The 17,292-nt window shown below is 35.2% G+C and carries 17 protein-coding genes; 9 read left to right on the top strand and 8 right to left on the bottom strand.

The window, feature by feature from the left end; genetic code table 11:
- Positions 1-32: 32 nt before the first annotated feature.
- The 3 genes from ACOCEA_RS09730 to ACOCEA_RS09740 all read left to right on the top strand — a co-directional run bounded on the left by ACOCEA_RS09730 (position 33) and on the right by ACOCEA_RS09740 (position 2,438).
- Positions 33-677 carry a hypothetical protein gene (locus ACOCEA_RS09730; RefSeq protein ID WP_420756039.1) on the top strand — a complete coding sequence of 215 codons (645 nt, stop codon included), beginning with the start codon at positions 33-35 and terminating at the stop codon, positions 675-677.
- A gap of 103 nt (positions 678-780) precedes the next feature.
- On the top strand, positions 781-1,980 hold the full coding sequence (locus tag ACOCEA_RS09735; RefSeq protein WP_420756040.1) for an alanine dehydrogenase: 1,200 nt from the start codon (positions 781-783) through the stop codon (positions 1,978-1,980).
- A gap of 71 nt (positions 1,981-2,051) precedes the next feature.
- Positions 2,052-2,438 (top strand): DUF4258 domain-containing protein, encoded by a 387-nt coding sequence (locus tag ACOCEA_RS09740; RefSeq protein WP_420756041.1) that lies wholly within the window; start codon positions 2,052-2,054, stop codon positions 2,436-2,438.
- A gap of 12 nt (positions 2,439-2,450) precedes the next feature.
- Here the strand turns inward: ACOCEA_RS09740 and ACOCEA_RS09745 are convergent, their stop codons facing one another.
- The gene (locus ACOCEA_RS09745) at positions 2,451-3,617 is read right to left on the bottom strand and encodes a proline dehydrogenase family protein (protein WP_420756042.1); all 1,167 of its coding nucleotides are present in this window, start codon (positions 3,615-3,617) and stop codon (positions 2,451-2,453) included.
- A 120-nt stretch (positions 3,618-3,737) separates the two neighbouring features.
- On the opposite strand from ACOCEA_RS09745, the gene aroB reads away from it, so the two are divergent.
- A complete protein-coding gene (aroB, locus tag ACOCEA_RS09750; RefSeq protein ID WP_420756043.1) occupies positions 3,738-4,799 on the top strand; it encodes a 3-dehydroquinate synthase in 1,062 nt (353 codons plus the stop codon).
- A gap of 106 nt (positions 4,800-4,905) precedes the next feature.
- Positions 4,906-5,229 carry a hypothetical protein gene (locus ACOCEA_RS09755; RefSeq protein WP_420756044.1) on the top strand — a complete coding sequence of 108 codons (324 nt, stop codon included), beginning with the start codon at positions 4,906-4,908 and terminating at the stop codon, positions 5,227-5,229.
- An 8-nt stretch (positions 5,230-5,237) separates the two neighbouring features.
- Here the strand turns inward: ACOCEA_RS09755 and ACOCEA_RS09760 are convergent, their stop codons facing one another.
- The 3 genes from ACOCEA_RS09760 to ACOCEA_RS09770 form a co-directional block, all read right to left on the bottom strand.
- Complete coding sequence (locus ACOCEA_RS09760) at positions 5,238-5,756, bottom strand: DinB family protein (protein ID WP_420756045.1); 519 nt, start codon at positions 5,754-5,756, stop codon at positions 5,238-5,240.
- Between the two features lie 66 nt (positions 5,757-5,822).
- The gene (locus tag ACOCEA_RS09765) at positions 5,823-6,302 is read right to left on the bottom strand and encodes an Lrp/AsnC family transcriptional regulator (protein ID WP_027066901.1); all 480 of its coding nucleotides are present in this window, start codon (positions 6,300-6,302) and stop codon (positions 5,823-5,825) included.
- Positions 6,303-6,423: 121 nt separating this feature from the next.
- Positions 6,424-7,530, bottom strand: a complete 1,107-nt coding sequence (locus ACOCEA_RS09770; RefSeq protein WP_420756046.1) for a M14 family metallopeptidase — start codon at positions 7,528-7,530, stop codon at positions 6,424-6,426.
- A 275-nt stretch (positions 7,531-7,805) separates the two neighbouring features.
- Here ACOCEA_RS09770 and ACOCEA_RS09775 point away from each other — a divergent pair, with 275 nt between their 5' ends.
- The 4 genes from ACOCEA_RS09775 to ACOCEA_RS09790 all read left to right on the top strand — a co-directional run bounded on the left by ACOCEA_RS09775 (position 7,806) and on the right by ACOCEA_RS09790 (position 11,092).
- Entirely contained in the window at positions 7,806-8,165 is a 360-nt protein-coding gene (locus ACOCEA_RS09775) for a helix-turn-helix transcriptional regulator (RefSeq protein WP_420756047.1), read from the top strand.
- A gap of 79 nt (positions 8,166-8,244) precedes the next feature.
- Complete coding sequence (locus tag ACOCEA_RS09780) at positions 8,245-8,622, top strand: hypothetical protein (RefSeq protein ID WP_420756048.1); 378 nt, start codon at positions 8,245-8,247, stop codon at positions 8,620-8,622.
- 1 nt (position 8,623) lies between these two features.
- Positions 8,624-9,439 (top strand): TerC family protein, encoded by an 816-nt coding sequence (locus tag ACOCEA_RS09785; RefSeq protein WP_420756049.1) that lies wholly within the window; start codon positions 8,624-8,626, stop codon positions 9,437-9,439.
- 186 nt (positions 9,440-9,625) lie between these two features.
- Positions 9,626-11,092, top strand: a complete 1,467-nt coding sequence (locus ACOCEA_RS09790) for a Gfo/Idh/MocA family protein (protein WP_420756050.1) — start codon at positions 9,626-9,628, stop codon at positions 11,090-11,092.
- A 20-nt stretch (positions 11,093-11,112) separates the two neighbouring features.
- Here ACOCEA_RS09790 and ACOCEA_RS09795 read toward each other — a convergent pair whose 3' ends face one another.
- The 4 genes from ACOCEA_RS09795 to ACOCEA_RS09810 form a co-directional block, all read right to left on the bottom strand.
- On the bottom strand, positions 11,113-12,069 hold the full coding sequence (locus ACOCEA_RS09795) for a sterol desaturase family protein (protein ID WP_420756051.1): 957 nt from the start codon (positions 12,067-12,069) through the stop codon (positions 11,113-11,115).
- A 112-nt stretch (positions 12,070-12,181) separates the two neighbouring features.
- A complete protein-coding gene (gene mscL, locus ACOCEA_RS09800) occupies positions 12,182-12,613 on the bottom strand; it encodes a large-conductance mechanosensitive channel protein MscL (RefSeq protein WP_420756052.1) in 432 nt (143 codons plus the stop codon).
- A gap of 8 nt (positions 12,614-12,621) precedes the next feature.
- On the bottom strand, positions 12,622-15,294 hold the full coding sequence (locus ACOCEA_RS09805; protein WP_420756053.1) for a DNA gyrase/topoisomerase IV subunit A: 2,673 nt from the start codon (positions 15,292-15,294) through the stop codon (positions 12,622-12,624).
- Positions 15,295-15,325: 31 nt separating this feature from the next.
- Positions 15,326-17,182: a DNA topoisomerase IV subunit B gene (locus ACOCEA_RS09810; RefSeq protein ID WP_420756054.1), complete on the bottom strand. Its 1,857-nt coding sequence runs from the start codon at positions 17,180-17,182 to the stop codon at positions 15,326-15,328.
- Positions 17,183-17,292: the final 110 nt, after the last annotated feature.

Raw genomic sequence — 17,292 nt, forward strand, 5'->3', positions numbered from 1 at the left:
AAAAGGTTGTTATTAACGAGTTAACTAAAAGAATGTCTAAGAACGTTAAAATCAAGAAAAAAATAATAATTGAGTCATTAATTGTTTTTCTAATAGCCATTGCTCCATTTCTTTTTAAATTCTATGACTACCTTCCAAAAGAAGAAAATGCTAGTTTTAATTTCTTAGGAATAACTATAGGAAGTAATGGCTTTGCTAGTGTTTCTACGTATGTGTGGTTTATGATGGGAAAAATAATCCCATTGTATTTAATGGTTTTATGGTTTTTAACGTCAAAAGATTGGTGGTATCATATTTTGATAATCCCTATTGCGATGTATGCCTTTCAAATTTTTGAAGAATGGTTTGTTTATGATGAAGTAATAGATAGTGCCAACATTTTATGGGTGCTTCCCATATGTATGGTGATCATCCCCTTTGTATATTTTATTCGTATTAAATTGTATGACAAATATGTACATGGCATAGACTTGGAAGCCATGGAAGAGGAATTGCAAGAATTAAACTCAAAAAAAGAGATCAGAGAAAGCAGTGGTTTAACCAACGGAGACAATAATGAAACAGAGTTTGAATCACTTTCAGAAGAAATAAACAGAAAACTTTCTACTAACAACATAGAGAATTCGCTAAAACAGTGGCAGTATAAAATCCAAAACTGGCTTCATCTCAAGTTTTAAACTTTATTCCATAGCACCACATTTTTCATTAAATTCTAGTTTTACCTAAAAATTGTACATTTGGGTGAAGCACTAACACCTATCTGTTAGTCAATAATTTTTTATGAATCAACCAACATCACCTTTTAGCAAGCAACAACTGCTTCCGCAAGAAGAAAAGCTAGAAGTCTTTAAACAAAAAGGCGAACTCTTTATTGGCCTACCAAAAGAAAACTTATTTCAGGAAAAACGTATATGTTTAACACCTGATGCAGTAAATGCGATAACTTCTAACGGGCATCGTGTTTTAATTGAAGCTGGTGCTGGTGAAGGGTCCCATTTTTCAGATATTGATTATACAAATGCCGGTGGTGAAATTACCCGCGATACCAAAAAAGTATTTTCATGCCCACTGTTATTAAAAGTAGAACCCCCTACTTTGGCAGAAATAGGCTTGATTAATCCTCAAACTACCATTATTTCCGCATTACAAATAAAAACGCAAGATAAAACCTATTTTGAGGAACTTGCAAGGAAACGGATTACTGCCATTGCCTTTGAGTATATAAGGGATGAAGATGGCAACTACCCTGCTGTACGTTCTTTAAGTGAAATTGCGGGTATTTCTTCAGTACTTATTGCTGCTGAACTTATGGCAGCCACTAGTAAGGGAAATGGACTAATGTTTGGCAACATAAGTGGAGTGCCTCCGGTAGAAGTTGTAATCATAGGCGCTGGTACCGTAGGCGAATATGCGGCAAGATCAGCCATTGGACTTGGTGCAAATATTAAAGTATTTGACAATTCCATTACCAAGCTTAGAAAAATACAAACCAATTTAAAACAAACCGTGTACACCTCTACCATACAGCCTAAAAATTTACTAAAGGCACTTAAAAGATGTGACGTAGCCATTGGAGCCACTAGGGGTAAGGATAGGTCGCCTGTAATAGTAACTAGAACCATGGTAGAACACATGAAAAAAGGTGCTGTTGTAATAGACGTAAGTATAGATACCGGTGGTTGTTTTGAAACAAGTGAAATTACAACCCATAATAAGCCAACCATAGAAAAATGTGGGGTTATACACTATGGGGTCCCTAACATACCATCTAGGTATCCAAAAACGGCGACGGTTTCCATAAGTAATATTTTCACACCCTATTTATTGAAGATTGGTGAGGATGGCGGATTGGAAAACTCTCTTAGGTTCGATAAAGGTCTAAGAAACGGACTATATATGTACCATGGGATATTAACCAATAAATCTGTTGGCGAGTGGTTTGATTTACAATACAGCGATATTAACTTCCTTATTTTTTAGAAATACATAGTTCTTGCTTTCAACATCAATATTAAAGCCATAATTTTGGAATTAATTTCACTACAACACATATGGCTTTTTTAAAGCGTCTTGGATTTTATTTATTTGGACTATCAATTGGGATTGTATTCTTGACAATTTTCCTTAAAAAGAAATCAGAAGAAACAGGTGTTTCTTTTTGTTACTTTCCAAATTGTAGAACATTAAAAGACATTAGGTCTAAACCCTTGGTGTATTCGGACCAGGTCAATGATTTAGTGAAGGATAGGGTAATTGACAGTACAGATATTAACTATATACTTACACAAGGAGAAGTAGATTTTGGCAGAAGTGATACTAAATCTGTAGGATGTAAAACCTATTTGATTGAAGGTATTTTGGATAATCAAGAAATTGAAATGGAAGTCAAAAATTGTAGTAATGAGGCCATCATACAACAACTTATAAAAATACAATAATTCCCAATAAGCCTATATTTTTCTGCGTTTTCGCTCTTTTTTAAGCAAAGATAGTTCCCTACTTGTTTGTCCGGCCACAGATGTATTTTCTTCAGCCCTTCTAATTAAATAAGGCATCACATCCCTTACTGGACCAAAAGGCAAATATTTGGCCACATTATAACCAGCAGAAGCAAGATTAAAGGAAATATGGTCACTCATTCCGTACAATTGCCCAAACCAAATGCTCTCATTGTTTTTGTCCATTCCTTTATCATCCATAAGCTCCATTAACCTATAACAACTATTTTCATTATGGGTTCCTGCAAAAAGTGAAAATGTATCCAAATCATTAAGCATATATGCAATTGTATCATTGAAATTTTCATCTGTTGCCAATTTAGATTCGCAAATTGGTGAAGGATACCCTTTTTCCTTGGCTCTATCATTTTCCTTTTCCATATATGCGCCACGAACTACTTTTACACCTACTTTAAAACCATCCTTTACTGCACGTTGGTGCAATTCCTTGAGGTAAGGCAATCTATCCCATCTATAGGTTTGTAAGGTATTGAAAACTATCGCTTTTTTACTATTATACTTTCGCATCATATCTTCGACCAAGTCGTCAGCAGCTTGTTGCATCCAACTTTCCTCACCATCAATTAATAGCGAAACTTCAAGGTCATGGGCTTTTTTACATACCCTGTCAAATCTACTGACCACACGGCTCCATTCCGCTTTTTCATTACTGGTCAAATCTTTTTTCTCACTTACTTTTTGATATAATGCAAAACGCCCAAACCCGGTAGGTTTAAACACCGCAAAAGGGATAGCTTTTTTCTCCTTGACAAAATCTAGAATTTTTAAAATCATTTTGGTGGCATTATCAAATGGGTCTTCCTCTTCCTTTCCTTCAACGGAATAATCCAAAACAGAAGACACACCCTTTTCATACATACGATCTACAATAGGCAAGCAATCTTCCTCACTTACACCGCCACAGAAATGATCAAACACGGTTGCCCTAATCAATCCTTCCACAGGGAGGTGTGCTTTTATTGCAAAATTGGTCATTAATGTGCCCATTTTCACTAAGGGCTCATTCGCAATCATTTTAAAAAGAAAATATGCCCTTTCTAGTTCAGAATCTGTTTTTAGGGCAAATGCCGTTGCCGTATTCTCAAAAATCCTATCCATATGTAATAATATCTACAAGCATCAAAGATAAACACACCTTTTATATTCCTTTCATTGAAAATTACCTTTATTTTGCGTAAAAAATATAATATAACTAAGACACAATTCAACCTTTTTTCAATGGATTCCATAGTATCAGATTCATATTCGGTTCATTTCAACGCTACTGCTTTTAATGTTTTAAATAGCCATCTAGTAAAAAAAGCATACTCAACTATTTTTATTTTGGTAGATGAAAATACCCATGAATTATGCCTTGCAAACTTCATGTCTCAAATTTCAGGTGACTATCATTATGAAATTATAGAGATTGAATCTGGAGAAATAAATAAAACTATCGAAACCTGTGTAGGTGTATGGGAAGCACTTTCTGAGCTGGGTGCAGATAGAAAAAGTTTACTCATAAACTTAGGCGGCGGCGTACTAACAGATTTGGGTGGTTTTGTGGCATCTACCTTTAAAAGGGGAATAGATTTTATTAATGTGCCCACTACCCTGCTTTCAATGGTAGACGCCTCAGTGGGAGGCAAAACTGGTGTTGATCTCGGTCCATTAAAAAATCAAATCGGGGTGATCAACCAACCCGTTATGGTACTTATTGTATCTGATTTTCTAGACACTCTTGAAGATAGACAAATGCAAAGCGGTTTTGCAGAGATGTTAAAACACGGACTGATCAAAGATGAAAAGTACTGGAACACCCTAAAAAGAATCGATGACCTTACGGAAATAAAAAGTCAAATTCTAACATCGGTACAAATTAAAAATGAAGTTGTTTTACAAGACCCTACAGAACAAAATATAAGAAAGATCTTAAATTATGGCCATACACTTGGTCATGCCATAGAATCTTATTTTCTAGAAAATGAAGCCAAGGAAACTCTTTTGCATGGTGAGGCCATAGGTATCGGCATGATATTGGAAGGGTATTTGTCCTATAAACTCACAGGGTTATCCCATGACAATTTAGAGGAAATTAAAAGTACTTTTCTTGAGCACTACCCAAAAGTGGAGTTTACAGATTTTGACATAGAGAAGATTTTGGAGTTGTTAAAATATGACAAGAAAAATGCCCATGGTAAAATTAATTTTGTGTTGCTTAAAACTATCGGAGATACCGAAATTGACGTAAACGTTGATTCACAATTATTTGCCGAAGCATTTGCTTACTACAGTGAATAAAAACTTCATATACTAAAAATAGCTTTTCACAACTCTTTAGAACGTTAGATTCATAAAATAACTAGCTTAGGTCAAGGAAATAATAACCTATTTAACCTAACCAGTTATGACCAGAAGATTAATAGATTATAAGAAGCTAGATCACCAATTAGCAACCTTATTAATAGACAGTTACCCATATGGATATGGTGACGAGGATATCATTTGTTTCAAAAACATTAATGGTGATATTGTTGAAGCAGTAGAATTGCGTACAGAGGATACTTTGTACTTGGTGAAAATCAGTAAAAGTTTATCCAACTTTATTGCCAATTTTGAGGAAAATATGGAGAAAGAGTTAGAATCTAAAACTCCAGAAACAATTATGAATGATGAAGAGTTAAATTCTGAAATGAATTTTGACTTTACCTCGGAAGAGGAAGAACTTTAAGATTTAAATCAATAATATAGATATCTTTCCTTAAGAATATTAAGGTGATGCTGCTGGTGACCACAGATAACAAATCCCAATGCAGCAACACTCCATGGCATTCCACTTGCAGTACCTATTCTTTTTAGTTTATTTTTTGGCAAGTCTTTAAATAAACTAATAGTTGAATTCCTTACCGAATTAAATTCATGTAAGATATCCTCTATATTTCTACCCCGCTCGCTTTCCGAGACATAATCGTCTTGCTCAAAACCTGGTAACGGTGTTCTGTCATTTTTTGAAAAATGAAAAGCCCTATACTGGAATACCCTTTCTGAATCTATAATATGTTGTAACACTTCTTCTATGGTCCATTTTCCTTCAGAATACCTGTATGATAATTTACCTAAGGGCAAAGTATTTAAAAATTGTTCAAATTTTAGTTTACCATTGGTAAGTTCTGAACATAAGTCAACATCTTCTAAAGCATTTAGATATGTAGCATAAAAATATCCATATTCACTAGAATGTAATTCTGATTTTCTCATAAGATAAAGTAACAAAAAAGCCCAATCTATATAGATTAGGCTTAATTTATTGGTTAGACTGGATATTTACAATTCATTAAAAATAGTATGCATCAATCGCTTTTTATCATTGAAGCTCTCTTCTAATGATATCATTGTCTCCGTTCTACTAATACCATCAATATCATCTATTTTAAAAATAATATTTTTAGCATGGGTTGTATCCTTGGCCCTAATTTTACAGAATATATTAAATTTACCCGTTGTTATATGTGCAATAGTAACATTTGGTATTTGGTTAAGTCTTTCCAACACAAATTTAGTTTGATGTGTTTTTTCTAAGAATATACCAACATAAGCTATAAAAGCGTAACCCAACTTCACATAATCCAATGTTAAAGAGGAGCCTTTAATAATACCGGCCTCTTCCATTTTCTTAACTCTAACATGCACCGTACCAGCAGATATTAAAAGCTTTTTAGCAATATCTGTAAAAGGAGTTCTGGTATTATCAATTAACATATCCAGAATCTGGTGATCTATTTCGTCTAATTTAACTTTTCCCATTTATCTTAAATTTTGAGCAAAAATAAAAAATTATAAAATTAATTGTAACGAATCTTAAATATTTTTAATGAAAATGTAATGTTTAGCGCAGTTTGATGTAAAAGAAATAAAAAACAAAGGCTTAGAAAAGCTTTAAAATTCCATTTTGAGCCATCCATTCCATATCAGATTCAACCGAGCAATCCAGTGTTTTATGCCCAAAATATTCATTAATTGATAGTCCTTGTTTTTCTAGTGTTGGGCTAAAAACTATTTCTCCCATCTTCAATACTTCCTTAAATAATACTCCTATATTACTATTATGTTCTAAGGAAGAATCAATCATATGTGCATTTTTAATAAGAACATCGAAAAACATCTTATTGTTTTCGGGAATAGAGAGATAATCTTCTATAGAAAAATCATTTGCACTATTGTTGATAATTCTTATTATCACTTCCGTCAATGCCAAAAAGATTAATTCACGAGTTTTTTCCCTAGCATAATCTTCCGGAAAATGACCAGCCTCGAACAAAATTGTTGGTGTTTGCCTCATTTGAAAAGCATCTCCCACACAATTAGAATTAAAGCTATCATCATACCTGCCAACCTGACCTTTAATAATAGTCTGTAATTTGGAATTCATTGCAGCAATCAATAACATGCTTAACTCCCTGGACTCAGAGTTGTTCCTATCCTCATCAAAAGCAGGGGCTAGAAATGAAATGGTAGCAGGTTTATCCGTATTCCCAACATTAAAAATGGTACGCTGATCATGTAAATTAAAACAGTAATCAGGTTTAAATTCATCATATATATATTTTAACACCCTACTTTCTGGTTGGGTACGTTTTTGAGCATCCCTATTAAGGTCAATCTCGTTGGCATTGATTCTTGTATACGCTTCGGCCCCATCTGGGTTTAGTATTGGAATAATTTTCAAAGTACATGAAGACAATATTTCCGTACCGTTATCATTTTCTAATTCAAAAAAATGTAAAAGATCTAAAACGGCTTTGGTCGTTGTAGATTCATTTCCATGCATCTGTGACCACATTAATATTTTAATAGGTCCACTTCCAACGGTAAGCCCATAAATAGGATTTTGGTTAACCGATGTACCTATAACCTCCAAATTAAAACTTGAATCCAGTTGCTTTAAAAAAGGTAGTATATGTTGATTGGTAACATACCTTCCCTGTACATCATTTACTTTAAAGTTGGCGTAATCGAAATCTTCTAGAATCATAAAATAAAATATCAATTGCAAAAATACAATAGTTAAAAATTACAATTGTAACCAAATTAAAAATGTTAAATACAATTTTTCACAGGATTTAAAATACTGAAAATAACAAATGTAAATCGGCAGTAATTAATTAATTTAATATACTATTAATCAGTTAGTAAGACATTTTTACATATAGTATTTGTGTAAAAATATAACGGTTGATGATGTATTTAAACTTGAGACTAAATTATAAGATGCCTCTATATTGTTTATTTTTGTAATCAGATATGGAAATGAAATCAGTAATTAAAAGAATTGAGGAAATCATGAATTTTTACCAAGTGACGGCTGCTGCCTTTGCCGATACCATTGGTGTACAGAGGTCTTCAATTTCCCATCTTTTGACAGGTAGAAACAAACCTAGTCTAGAGTTTGTAACCAAGGTGATTGACGTCTACAAGGAAGTTGATCTGTATTGGCTTTTGTACGGCAAAGGCACTTTCCCAGCATATGAATACACTTCTAGGGTAAAAGAGGAAAAAGATGCAATAAAAGCCACTGACACTAACGTCGTATCTACAAAGTCTGAAATTGAAAGAATTGTTATTTTTTACAAGGACCAAACCTTTACAACCCATTACCCAAATGGGTAAGCAAAATCAAAGATTATTTTTCAAGTAAATATTAGCTTATCCTTCTATAATTAACTCCGAATTTCTTTATTTTGCGAGTATGTTATATAAAATCTTGTTAGTGTTTTTTATGTTTTTGCTTTTGGCGTCTTGTTATGAGCCACAAAGAAATTGCAATTCATTTAAAACAGGAGAATTTACCTTTGAATATAAAATTGGCGATTCGGTTAAGTCAGGTAAGTTTATTAGAAATGAATCTTTCAGTATAGACTATTATGATGGAAAAATAGATAGTGCACGTGTCCGATGGATTAATGATTGTGAATTCATCCTGCAAGATTTAAATAATAAGGTCGGTGTTCAATACAAGATAATAAGCACTACTGATAGTTCCTATACTTTTCAGTATTCAAACGCTATAAAAGACCCTAATCGCAAATTAATAGTTAAAACTGGTACCGCATTTAAATCCAAATAACATGTTTGAAATTTTCACAAGTCCAGATGCCTGGATTGCGTTGTTGACATTAACTTTTCTAGAAATTGTACTAGGAATAGATAATATTATTTTTATATCCATTGCTGCTGGCAAACTTGAAAGAGGCCAAAGAAAAAAGGCTACGAATATTGGCCTTATTCTAGCCATGGTAATGCGTATTGTTTTGCTTTTTGGTATTTCACTGTTAACGTCAATGAAAAAACCTTTTTGGATGATTGATGCCGACTGGATAAGTGGCGGAATTAGTGGACAAGCACTTATTTTGTTTGGTGGTGGGCTCTTTTTACTTTACAAGAGTACGAAAGAAATACATGAAAAAGTTGAGGATAAGGGCCATGATGAAAGGGAGGTTAAAAAAGCGAGGTCAACCTCATTAAGTAATGCCATTGTTCAAATTACCATAATAAACATTGTTTTCTCCTTTGACTCAATTTTGACTGCAATAGGTATGACGAATGGAATTTCCCCAAATCCAAACGACGCATTGGTGTTAATGATTGTTGCGGTTGTGATATCTGTAGTGATAATGATGTTGTTTGCCAATCCTGTTGGTGAATTTGTGAACAGGCATCCGTCAATACAAATATTAGGGCTTTCGTTTCTAATATTGATTGGTTTTATGTTGATTTCAGAGTCGGCCCACTTAAGCCATTTAATTGTTTTTGGTAATGAAGTAGGCACTATTCCTAAAGGATACCTTTATTTTTCAATTGCTTTCTCGTTAATGGTAGAGTTTTTTGATCTACGAATGAAAAGGAATAAAACACCTCATAAAGAAATAGAAACAGAAGAATAATCTATTTATTTCGGTCATATTGCAAAGTGATGGGCTATCGTTTGAACCAAGGGTGAAAATTCAAGAATTTTCACCCTTGGTTTTTTCATGATTGCGAAGTACTTAATTCTTTAATTGGTTTATTTACTATCTTCATAACCATAATAAGATTAATTATTCCACTTAAACGTAAACCTATATTAAAAAATGAGCAAACCGGTAAAAAAAAACAACCACATAAGCAGACGGTCTTTCGTTAAAAAAGGTGCCCTAGCCTCTTCAATTTTCATAGTGCCAAGACATGTACTTGGTGGTCCCGGATTTATATCCCCAAGTGACAGATTAAACTTGGCAGCCATAGGTGCAGGCGGCAAAGGACATAGTGATATTGTAAATGCATCTGTTGGCGGAAGGGAAAGAGTAGTCGCTTTATGCGATGTTGATTTTTCTGGTTCTGCAGCCAAAAGTGTTGAGGCATTCCCAAAAGCAAAGTTGTTTGATGATTTTCGAGTAATGCTTGATAAGAAAAAAAATATAGATGCCGTAACGATATCTACCCCTGACCATGTGCATGGCCCTGCAGCCAAATGGGCCATGGAAAGAGGTATACATGTATATGTCCAAAAACCGATGACCCATAATATCCGTGAAGCTAGAATACTTACGGAGATGGCTAGATCAAACAAGATTGTTACACAAATGGGAAACCAGGGAGGATCCAATCCATTATTGGGAATGGTGCAAAAATGGATTGATGAGGATGCCATTGGTGCAATTTCCAAAGTTCAAGTTTGGACCAACAGGCCAGTTTGGCCCCAAGGAGTTGAAATGTCTAAACCCGATGACAGTCTTAAACCAAATGCCTTAAAATGGGACTTATGGCTTGGCCCTGCAAAGGAAAGGCCATACATTCCTAATATGCATCCGTTTAACTGGCGAGGATGGTGGGATTATGGCACAGGAGCCTTAGGTGACGTTGGCTGTCATTTAATTGATATTCCATTCAGGACCTTGAATTTAAAATATCCAACAGATGCAGAATGCAGTGTTGGTTCGGTTTTTACTAAAATGTGGACACCAGATTATTATCCAGAGGGTTGTCCGCCATCGTCATTTATTACACTGCATTTTGATGCAACCGAAAAATCTAAGTCACCCATAGAAATGACTTGGAGTGATGGTGGGATTAGGCCATCACACCCAGATATTATACCCGCAAATGATGATATAGGAGGTCAGAATAGTGCCAATGGAGTATTGATTATTGGGGAAAAAGGCATCATATCCACGAATATCAATGACAGCTCCCCATTAATGCCAAAATTATATTTAAATGATGGCACTACTGAATTTGGACCAGAAGTGGAAGAAAACCTGGAGCCGGAATATGGTCACCAACGAAGATGGGTTGATGCTTGTAAGTCTGGTTTTGGCAGTGATGAGCACTTAGGGCTAACATCTTCTTTTGATTATGCAGGACCTATGACAGAGACCGTCTTAATGGGTAACTTGGCCATAAGAAGTTATATGCTGCAAAAAGAAGATTCTGAAGGTAAAATGGACTTTTTTGCACGCAAAAAATTATTATGGGATGGTGAAAACATGAGAATAACCAATCTAGAAGAGGCTAACCAATTTGTTGGACGCAACTACAGACCAGGTTGGGAAGTATAAATTAATTATTAGCTAGATGTTTAATTTGGCCTACTAAAAGAAACTTCAGGATTAGCTTGTTTCTGTTGCTTAAACAACCGCTGTTGTTGTTTAACCGTCATGGTGCTACCATCATGACTCCATCCAGGTGGGCCAAATATATACATCAGTTTGTGTGATAGTTTGTCCACCTTTTTAACATCTGCCCAAATATCCTTGAATTCGTGTGTAAGTATTACAAGTGGATTATAGGATTGTGGAGCGTGTATAACCCCAAACTTAACTTCCACATCATCATCTAGCTCTTTCCAAGTGCCAAATATTTTATCAAACATATTCAAGAATCCTCCGTGGTTTTTATCTAAATATTGAACATTCTGCGAATGATGCACCTGATGCATGGTATGTGTGTTGAAGATTTTCTCTATCCATCCCATTTTTGGAACATACTGGGAATGCAACTGAAATTGCCAAAAAGATTCTATGGCCAGCGCAAAAATAACCACCTCTACAGGAAAGCCCACCGCGGGCATCCACATATAAAAAAACGGTTTGTACAACAATGTAAACCATCCGTTTCTAATGGCAGTGCCTAAATTATAGTGATCAGAAGAATGATGCACTATATGTGCGGCCCATAACACCCTAATTTCATGATTTGCCCTATGGAACCAATAATATGTAAAATCATCGGCCAATTGACAAAGTAAAAATATGTACCAAGCATAACCAAAGGATTCATAACCCATGATATTGGTTCGTACTCCGTCTACTAGTGGATTAAAAAGTTCATAGGTGAAGTTAAACACCACTATTAGCACGGTAACCTTTAGCAACGGACCTAATATTGCAGATCCTATTCCCATAGCCCCACTGGCCATAAGGTCTTTCCAAACGTATAAATCTTTATCACCGTGAGTGTAGCTATATGTAATTTCTAATAAAATGAAGGCAATGAAGCAGGGAACTCCATAAATGAGGGGGTTTGTTAAATCCATTATTTTAATTCAATTTCGACCAAATATAGCTATAAATGCCACTATTAAATAACATGTTTAACTTTTAGCTGTATTATATTTATGATTACTTAAACATTAGCTAAACAAAATACTAATGACTTTTTTGCTTTAAAATTTCATTTTGTTCTTGTAACAATCTTTCCATTTTGGATAACAGTTCTATATTTTTTGGAGTTTCTACTTCAGAATTATCAGGGTCTTCCGCTTTGTCTTTAAAACGTTTAATAAATTTCAAAACCATAAAAATGGTAAATGCTATAATTCCAAAATCTATTATAACTTCTAAAAACTCCCCGTAACCAATATAAATCTCCTCCATTTCATCACTACCGGCCCTGAGTACCCATTTTTTATTTGAAAGATTAACATCATCCGTTAATAAGGAAAGAGGTGGCATCACTACCTTTTTAACCAGGGTATTTACTACATTGTTAAATGCGGTTCCTATGATGATACCAATGGCCATATCTATCATATTCCCTTTAACCGCAAAATTTTTAAATTCCTGAAAAAGTTTTTTCATCGAGTTATTTAAAATAATGTAGTTTGACCTTCTTCACCTTCGTCTGTTGAAAGTTTAGAATTATTATTGTTTATTGGCGTTTCCTTGTCAGCTACTACATTTTCTTCATCTATAACCTCTATATCCTCTGCGATATCCGATTTAGGCTCTACATAAGGCAACGGATCTAGTAAATTAATGTTCTTTACCTTCTCGGTTATAAACTGATTACCTAAAGCTTTAATACCTTTAATTGCTATAAAATCCTCAATATCAATACTTATGCTCTCTTTAGCGTCTTTACCTCTCGGTTTTGGGAATTCGACTTCCACCATGGGTCTCCAATCTGTTGAAACCAACTCCAAAAATGATTTTGGATGTTCAGAAATAAATAATTCCTCTTTGTTTTCGTTCTCAATGAGAAAACGCTTCACATAATAACGTTGCTTCTCACCTTCCCAATAAATTGCCGATATGGGTTTATTTGGATTCCATTTCTCCAGAACAATCATATCATCTTCAAAATGGGATGTTAGTACAGGCGAAATAGTTTTTACAATTCCCTTTTGCGTGATAATCAATAATAGATCATCTCCTCTAAACTCCCCTATCAACTCTCCCCTACCATCTACATTTAGTCGTCTAACAACATCATCAAACCAAATTTTCCTGGGTTTTAAAGTGGATACTCCCTTTTCTTTAAGCTCAATGCGTTTTACAGCATATTTTGTAACGATATTACCTTTAGAGTTCCTTCCCTTAATCAAGACATCGGCAAAATCGATATCCCATTTGAGCTTTTTAATGCTGCCGGCCTGTCTTAGATTTACCGTGACTACTTCTGCCTCGCCATTGGGGTTCGCTGAAAAATATAACACTTGCGAATTTGGGCTTCCTGCGGTTAAATCATATGGTTTGTCCCTAGTTATGGAAGTTACATTGAAGCGCTTTACATAAGTAGCACCACCTTTACCATCCTTATATATTAAGTTGTATGTTGTTCTTTTGTCCTTTTTCTTGAATACGGCAACATGTAAGATATCCTTACCTATAAATGTTTTTGCATCTACTTTGGTAATCTGCATTTTACCATCTTTGGTAAATACAATAATATCATCTATATCACTACAATCTGCGACGTACTCGTCCCTTTTTAAGGAAGTGCCTATAAAACCCTCCTCTCGGTTCACATACAGCTTGGTATTTCGAATGGCCACTTTAGTAGCTTCTATATCATCAAACACCCTTATTTCGGATTTACGCTCACGGTCTTTACCATAGGTAGACTTCAAGTTTTTGAAATAATCTATGGCAAAATCTACCAAATGCTCCAAATGATGTTTTACTTGAGCTATTTTTTCCTCTAAAGAATCTAAATACTGTTGCGCTTTGTCTAAATCAAATTTTGATATGCGCTTAATTCTTATTTCTGTAAGTCGGACGATATCTTCCTCGGTCACAGCTCGTCTTAAGTGGGTCACATATGGTTTTAAGCCTTTATCAATTGCACTAATGACTCCCTCCCATGTTTCTTCTTCCTCAATGTCACGATATATTCTATTTTCAATAAAAATACGCTCCAAGGAAGCAAAATGCCATTGTTCCTCTAGTTCAGATAATTGGATTTCCAACTCTTGCTTTAGCAAATCTACAGTAGCTTCTGTGGAGCGTTTAAGCATTTCCGTAACCCCAATAAACAAGGGTTTATTATCCTCAATAATACAACCCAATGGAGATATAGATGATTCACAGGCGGTAAATGCGTACAATGCATCTATAGTTTTATCAGGTGATATACCCGAAGGCAGGTGTATCAGAATTTCTACATCTGCAGCTGTATTATCCTCAATTTTTTTAATTTTTATCTTGCCTTTATCATTTGCCTTAAGGATAGAATCAATTAAAGAAGAGGTGTTAGTGCCGTATGGTATCTCATTGATAACCAGTGTATTCTTATCTTGTTGTGATATTTTTGCACGCACACGAACTTTACCACCGCGAAGACCATCATTATAATTGGTAATATCTATTATCCCTGAGGTAGGAAAATCTGGATAAAGCTGGAAACGTTGCCCTTTTAAATGTTTAATAGAGGCATCGATAAGCTCAATGAAATTATGAGGTAAAATTTTGGTAGACAAGCCTACCGCAATTCCCTCTGCACCCTGTGCCAGTAGAAGCGGGAATTTTACAGGAAGGTTAACCGGTTCTTTTTTACGACCGTCATATGACTGTTGCCATTCCGTGATTTTGGGGCTAAAAACCACTTCCAAGGCAAACTTAGAAAGACGCGCCTCAATATATCTGGAAGCAGCAGCCCTATCTCCTGTTAAAATATTTCCCCAGTTTCCCTGGGTATCAATCAGTAGATCTTTTTGTCCTATTTGGACCATCGCATCTGCGATACTGGCATCTCCATGGGGATGGTACTGCATGGTATGCCCAACAACATTGGCAACCTTATTGTAGCGGCCATCATCTAATTCCTTTAAGGAATGCATTATTCTTCGCTGTACCGGTTTAAAACCATCTTCAATGGCCGGCACTGCTCGCTCTAGAATTACATACGAAGCGTAATCTAAAAACCAATCCTTATACATTCCCGTAACCCTTGTCAGGGCTTCCGATCCGTCTTGGATGACCGCATCATCTGCAAATTGGTTTTCGTTCTGTTCCTCGTTCAGTTCGTCATTTTCTTCCATTCAGAAGCAATAGAATTTATTTGGTTTGTAATTATTTTTCTTCTATTAAATCAACTTCTACCTTAAGGTTTTCAATGATAAATTCTTGCCGGTCAGGTGTGTTTTTACCCATATAAAAACTTAATAATTCCTCAATGGACATTGCCTTGTCTAACATTACAGGCTCTAGCCTTATATCGTCTCCTATAAAGTGTTGAAATTCATCTGGTGAAATCTCACCTAATCCTTTAAATCTTGTGATTTCAGGCTTGCCGGATAATTTATTAATGGCCATTTGCCTTTCTTCATCACTATAGCAGTAAATTGTTTCCTTTTTATTACGAACCCTAAACAAAGGCGTTTGCAAAATATATAAATGGTTCTCTTTAATTAGTTCAGGAAAAAACTGTAAAAAGAAAGTAATTAACAATAATCGAATATGCATGCCATCAACATCAGCATCAGTGGCAATTACTATATTGTTATACCTCAAATCCTCCATTGATTCCTCAATGTTAAGGGCAGCCTGTAGTAAGTTAAATTCCTCGTTCTCGTAAACTATTTTTTTTGACATACCGTAGGAATTTAGCGGCTTGCCACGAAGGCTAAATACTGCTTGGGTGTTTACATCCCTGGATTTGGTTATTGAGCCCGATGCAGAGTCCCCCTCGGTAATAAACAAAGTACTGTCCAAACGATTTTCTTTTTTCATATCGCCAAGATGCACCCTGCAGTCCCTAAGTTTTTTGTTGTGCAGACTTGCTTTTTTGGCTCGATCACGAGCTAATTTTCTTATACCGGAGAGTTCCTTTCGTTCTTTCTCCGCCATCATGATCTTTCGCTGTAACTTATCTGCGGTATCTTGGTTCTTATGTAGGTAATTATCTAAATATTTACCTACAAAATCGTTGATATAAGTACGTACAGTAGGAAATTCACCTCCCATATCTGTAGAACCTAGCTTGGTTTTGGTCTGACTTTCAAAAACAGGTTCCATTACCTTTATGGAAATGGCCGAGATGATGGATTTTCTTATATCGGTAGCCTCATAATTTTTACCATAAAAATCCCTTATAGTTTTTACAATGGCCTCCCTAAAAGCAGCTTGGTGGGTACCTCCTTGGGTAGTATGCTGCCCGTTTACAAAAGAATGATACTCCTCACTGTATTGGGTTTTACTATGTGTAATGGCAATTTCAATATCGTCTCCTTTTAAATGGATAACAGGATAGAGCATATCCTCAACATTGTTATTATCCTCTAGCAAATCCTTTAAACCATTTTCAGAATGAAATTTTTCTCCATTAAAAACTATGGTAAGCCCAGGATTTAAATACACATAATTTCTAAGCATGCGCTCCACATACTCGTTACGGTATTTATAATTCTTGAATATGCTTTCATCTGGTATAAAGGTTACCTTGGTGCCTTTCCTTTTAGAAGTTTCTACAGGCCCCTCTTCCTGATCTAAATTACCAAAACTAAATTGAGCGGTTTTAACTTGATTTTCTCGAGATGATTGTACTTCAAAAAAACTGGAAAGCGCATTTACGGCTTTGGTACCTACACCATTTAGCCCTACAGATTTTTTAAATGCCCTACTGTCATATTTACCCCCGGTATTCATTTTGGACACAACATCCACAACTTTACCCAGTGGAATACCGCGACCATAATCACGGACTTTTACAATCTTATCCTTTATAGTGATTTCTATAGTCTTCCCAGAGCCCATTACAAATTCATCTATACAGTTATCTATAACTTCTTTTAAAAGAATATAGATTCCGTCATCTGCAGATGAACCATCACCCAGTTTGCCAATATACATACCAGGTCGCAATCGGATATGCTCCTTCCAATCAAGCGATCGTATATTGTCTTCTGTATATTGGGATTCTTGGGACATTTAACTAAAATTTTTGAAAGTGATGTTAAAGATAGCATGACTCGCAAAAAGAAAAAACCCCTAAACTGTAAAGTAATTAACAATAGAATTGTGACTATTGTTGATATATT

Source organism: Maribacter luteocoastalis, from assembly GCF_048890225.1.
In the GTDB taxonomy this organism is placed as follows: Bacteria; Bacteroidota; Bacteroidia; order Flavobacteriales; family Flavobacteriaceae; genus Maribacter; species Maribacter luteocoastalis.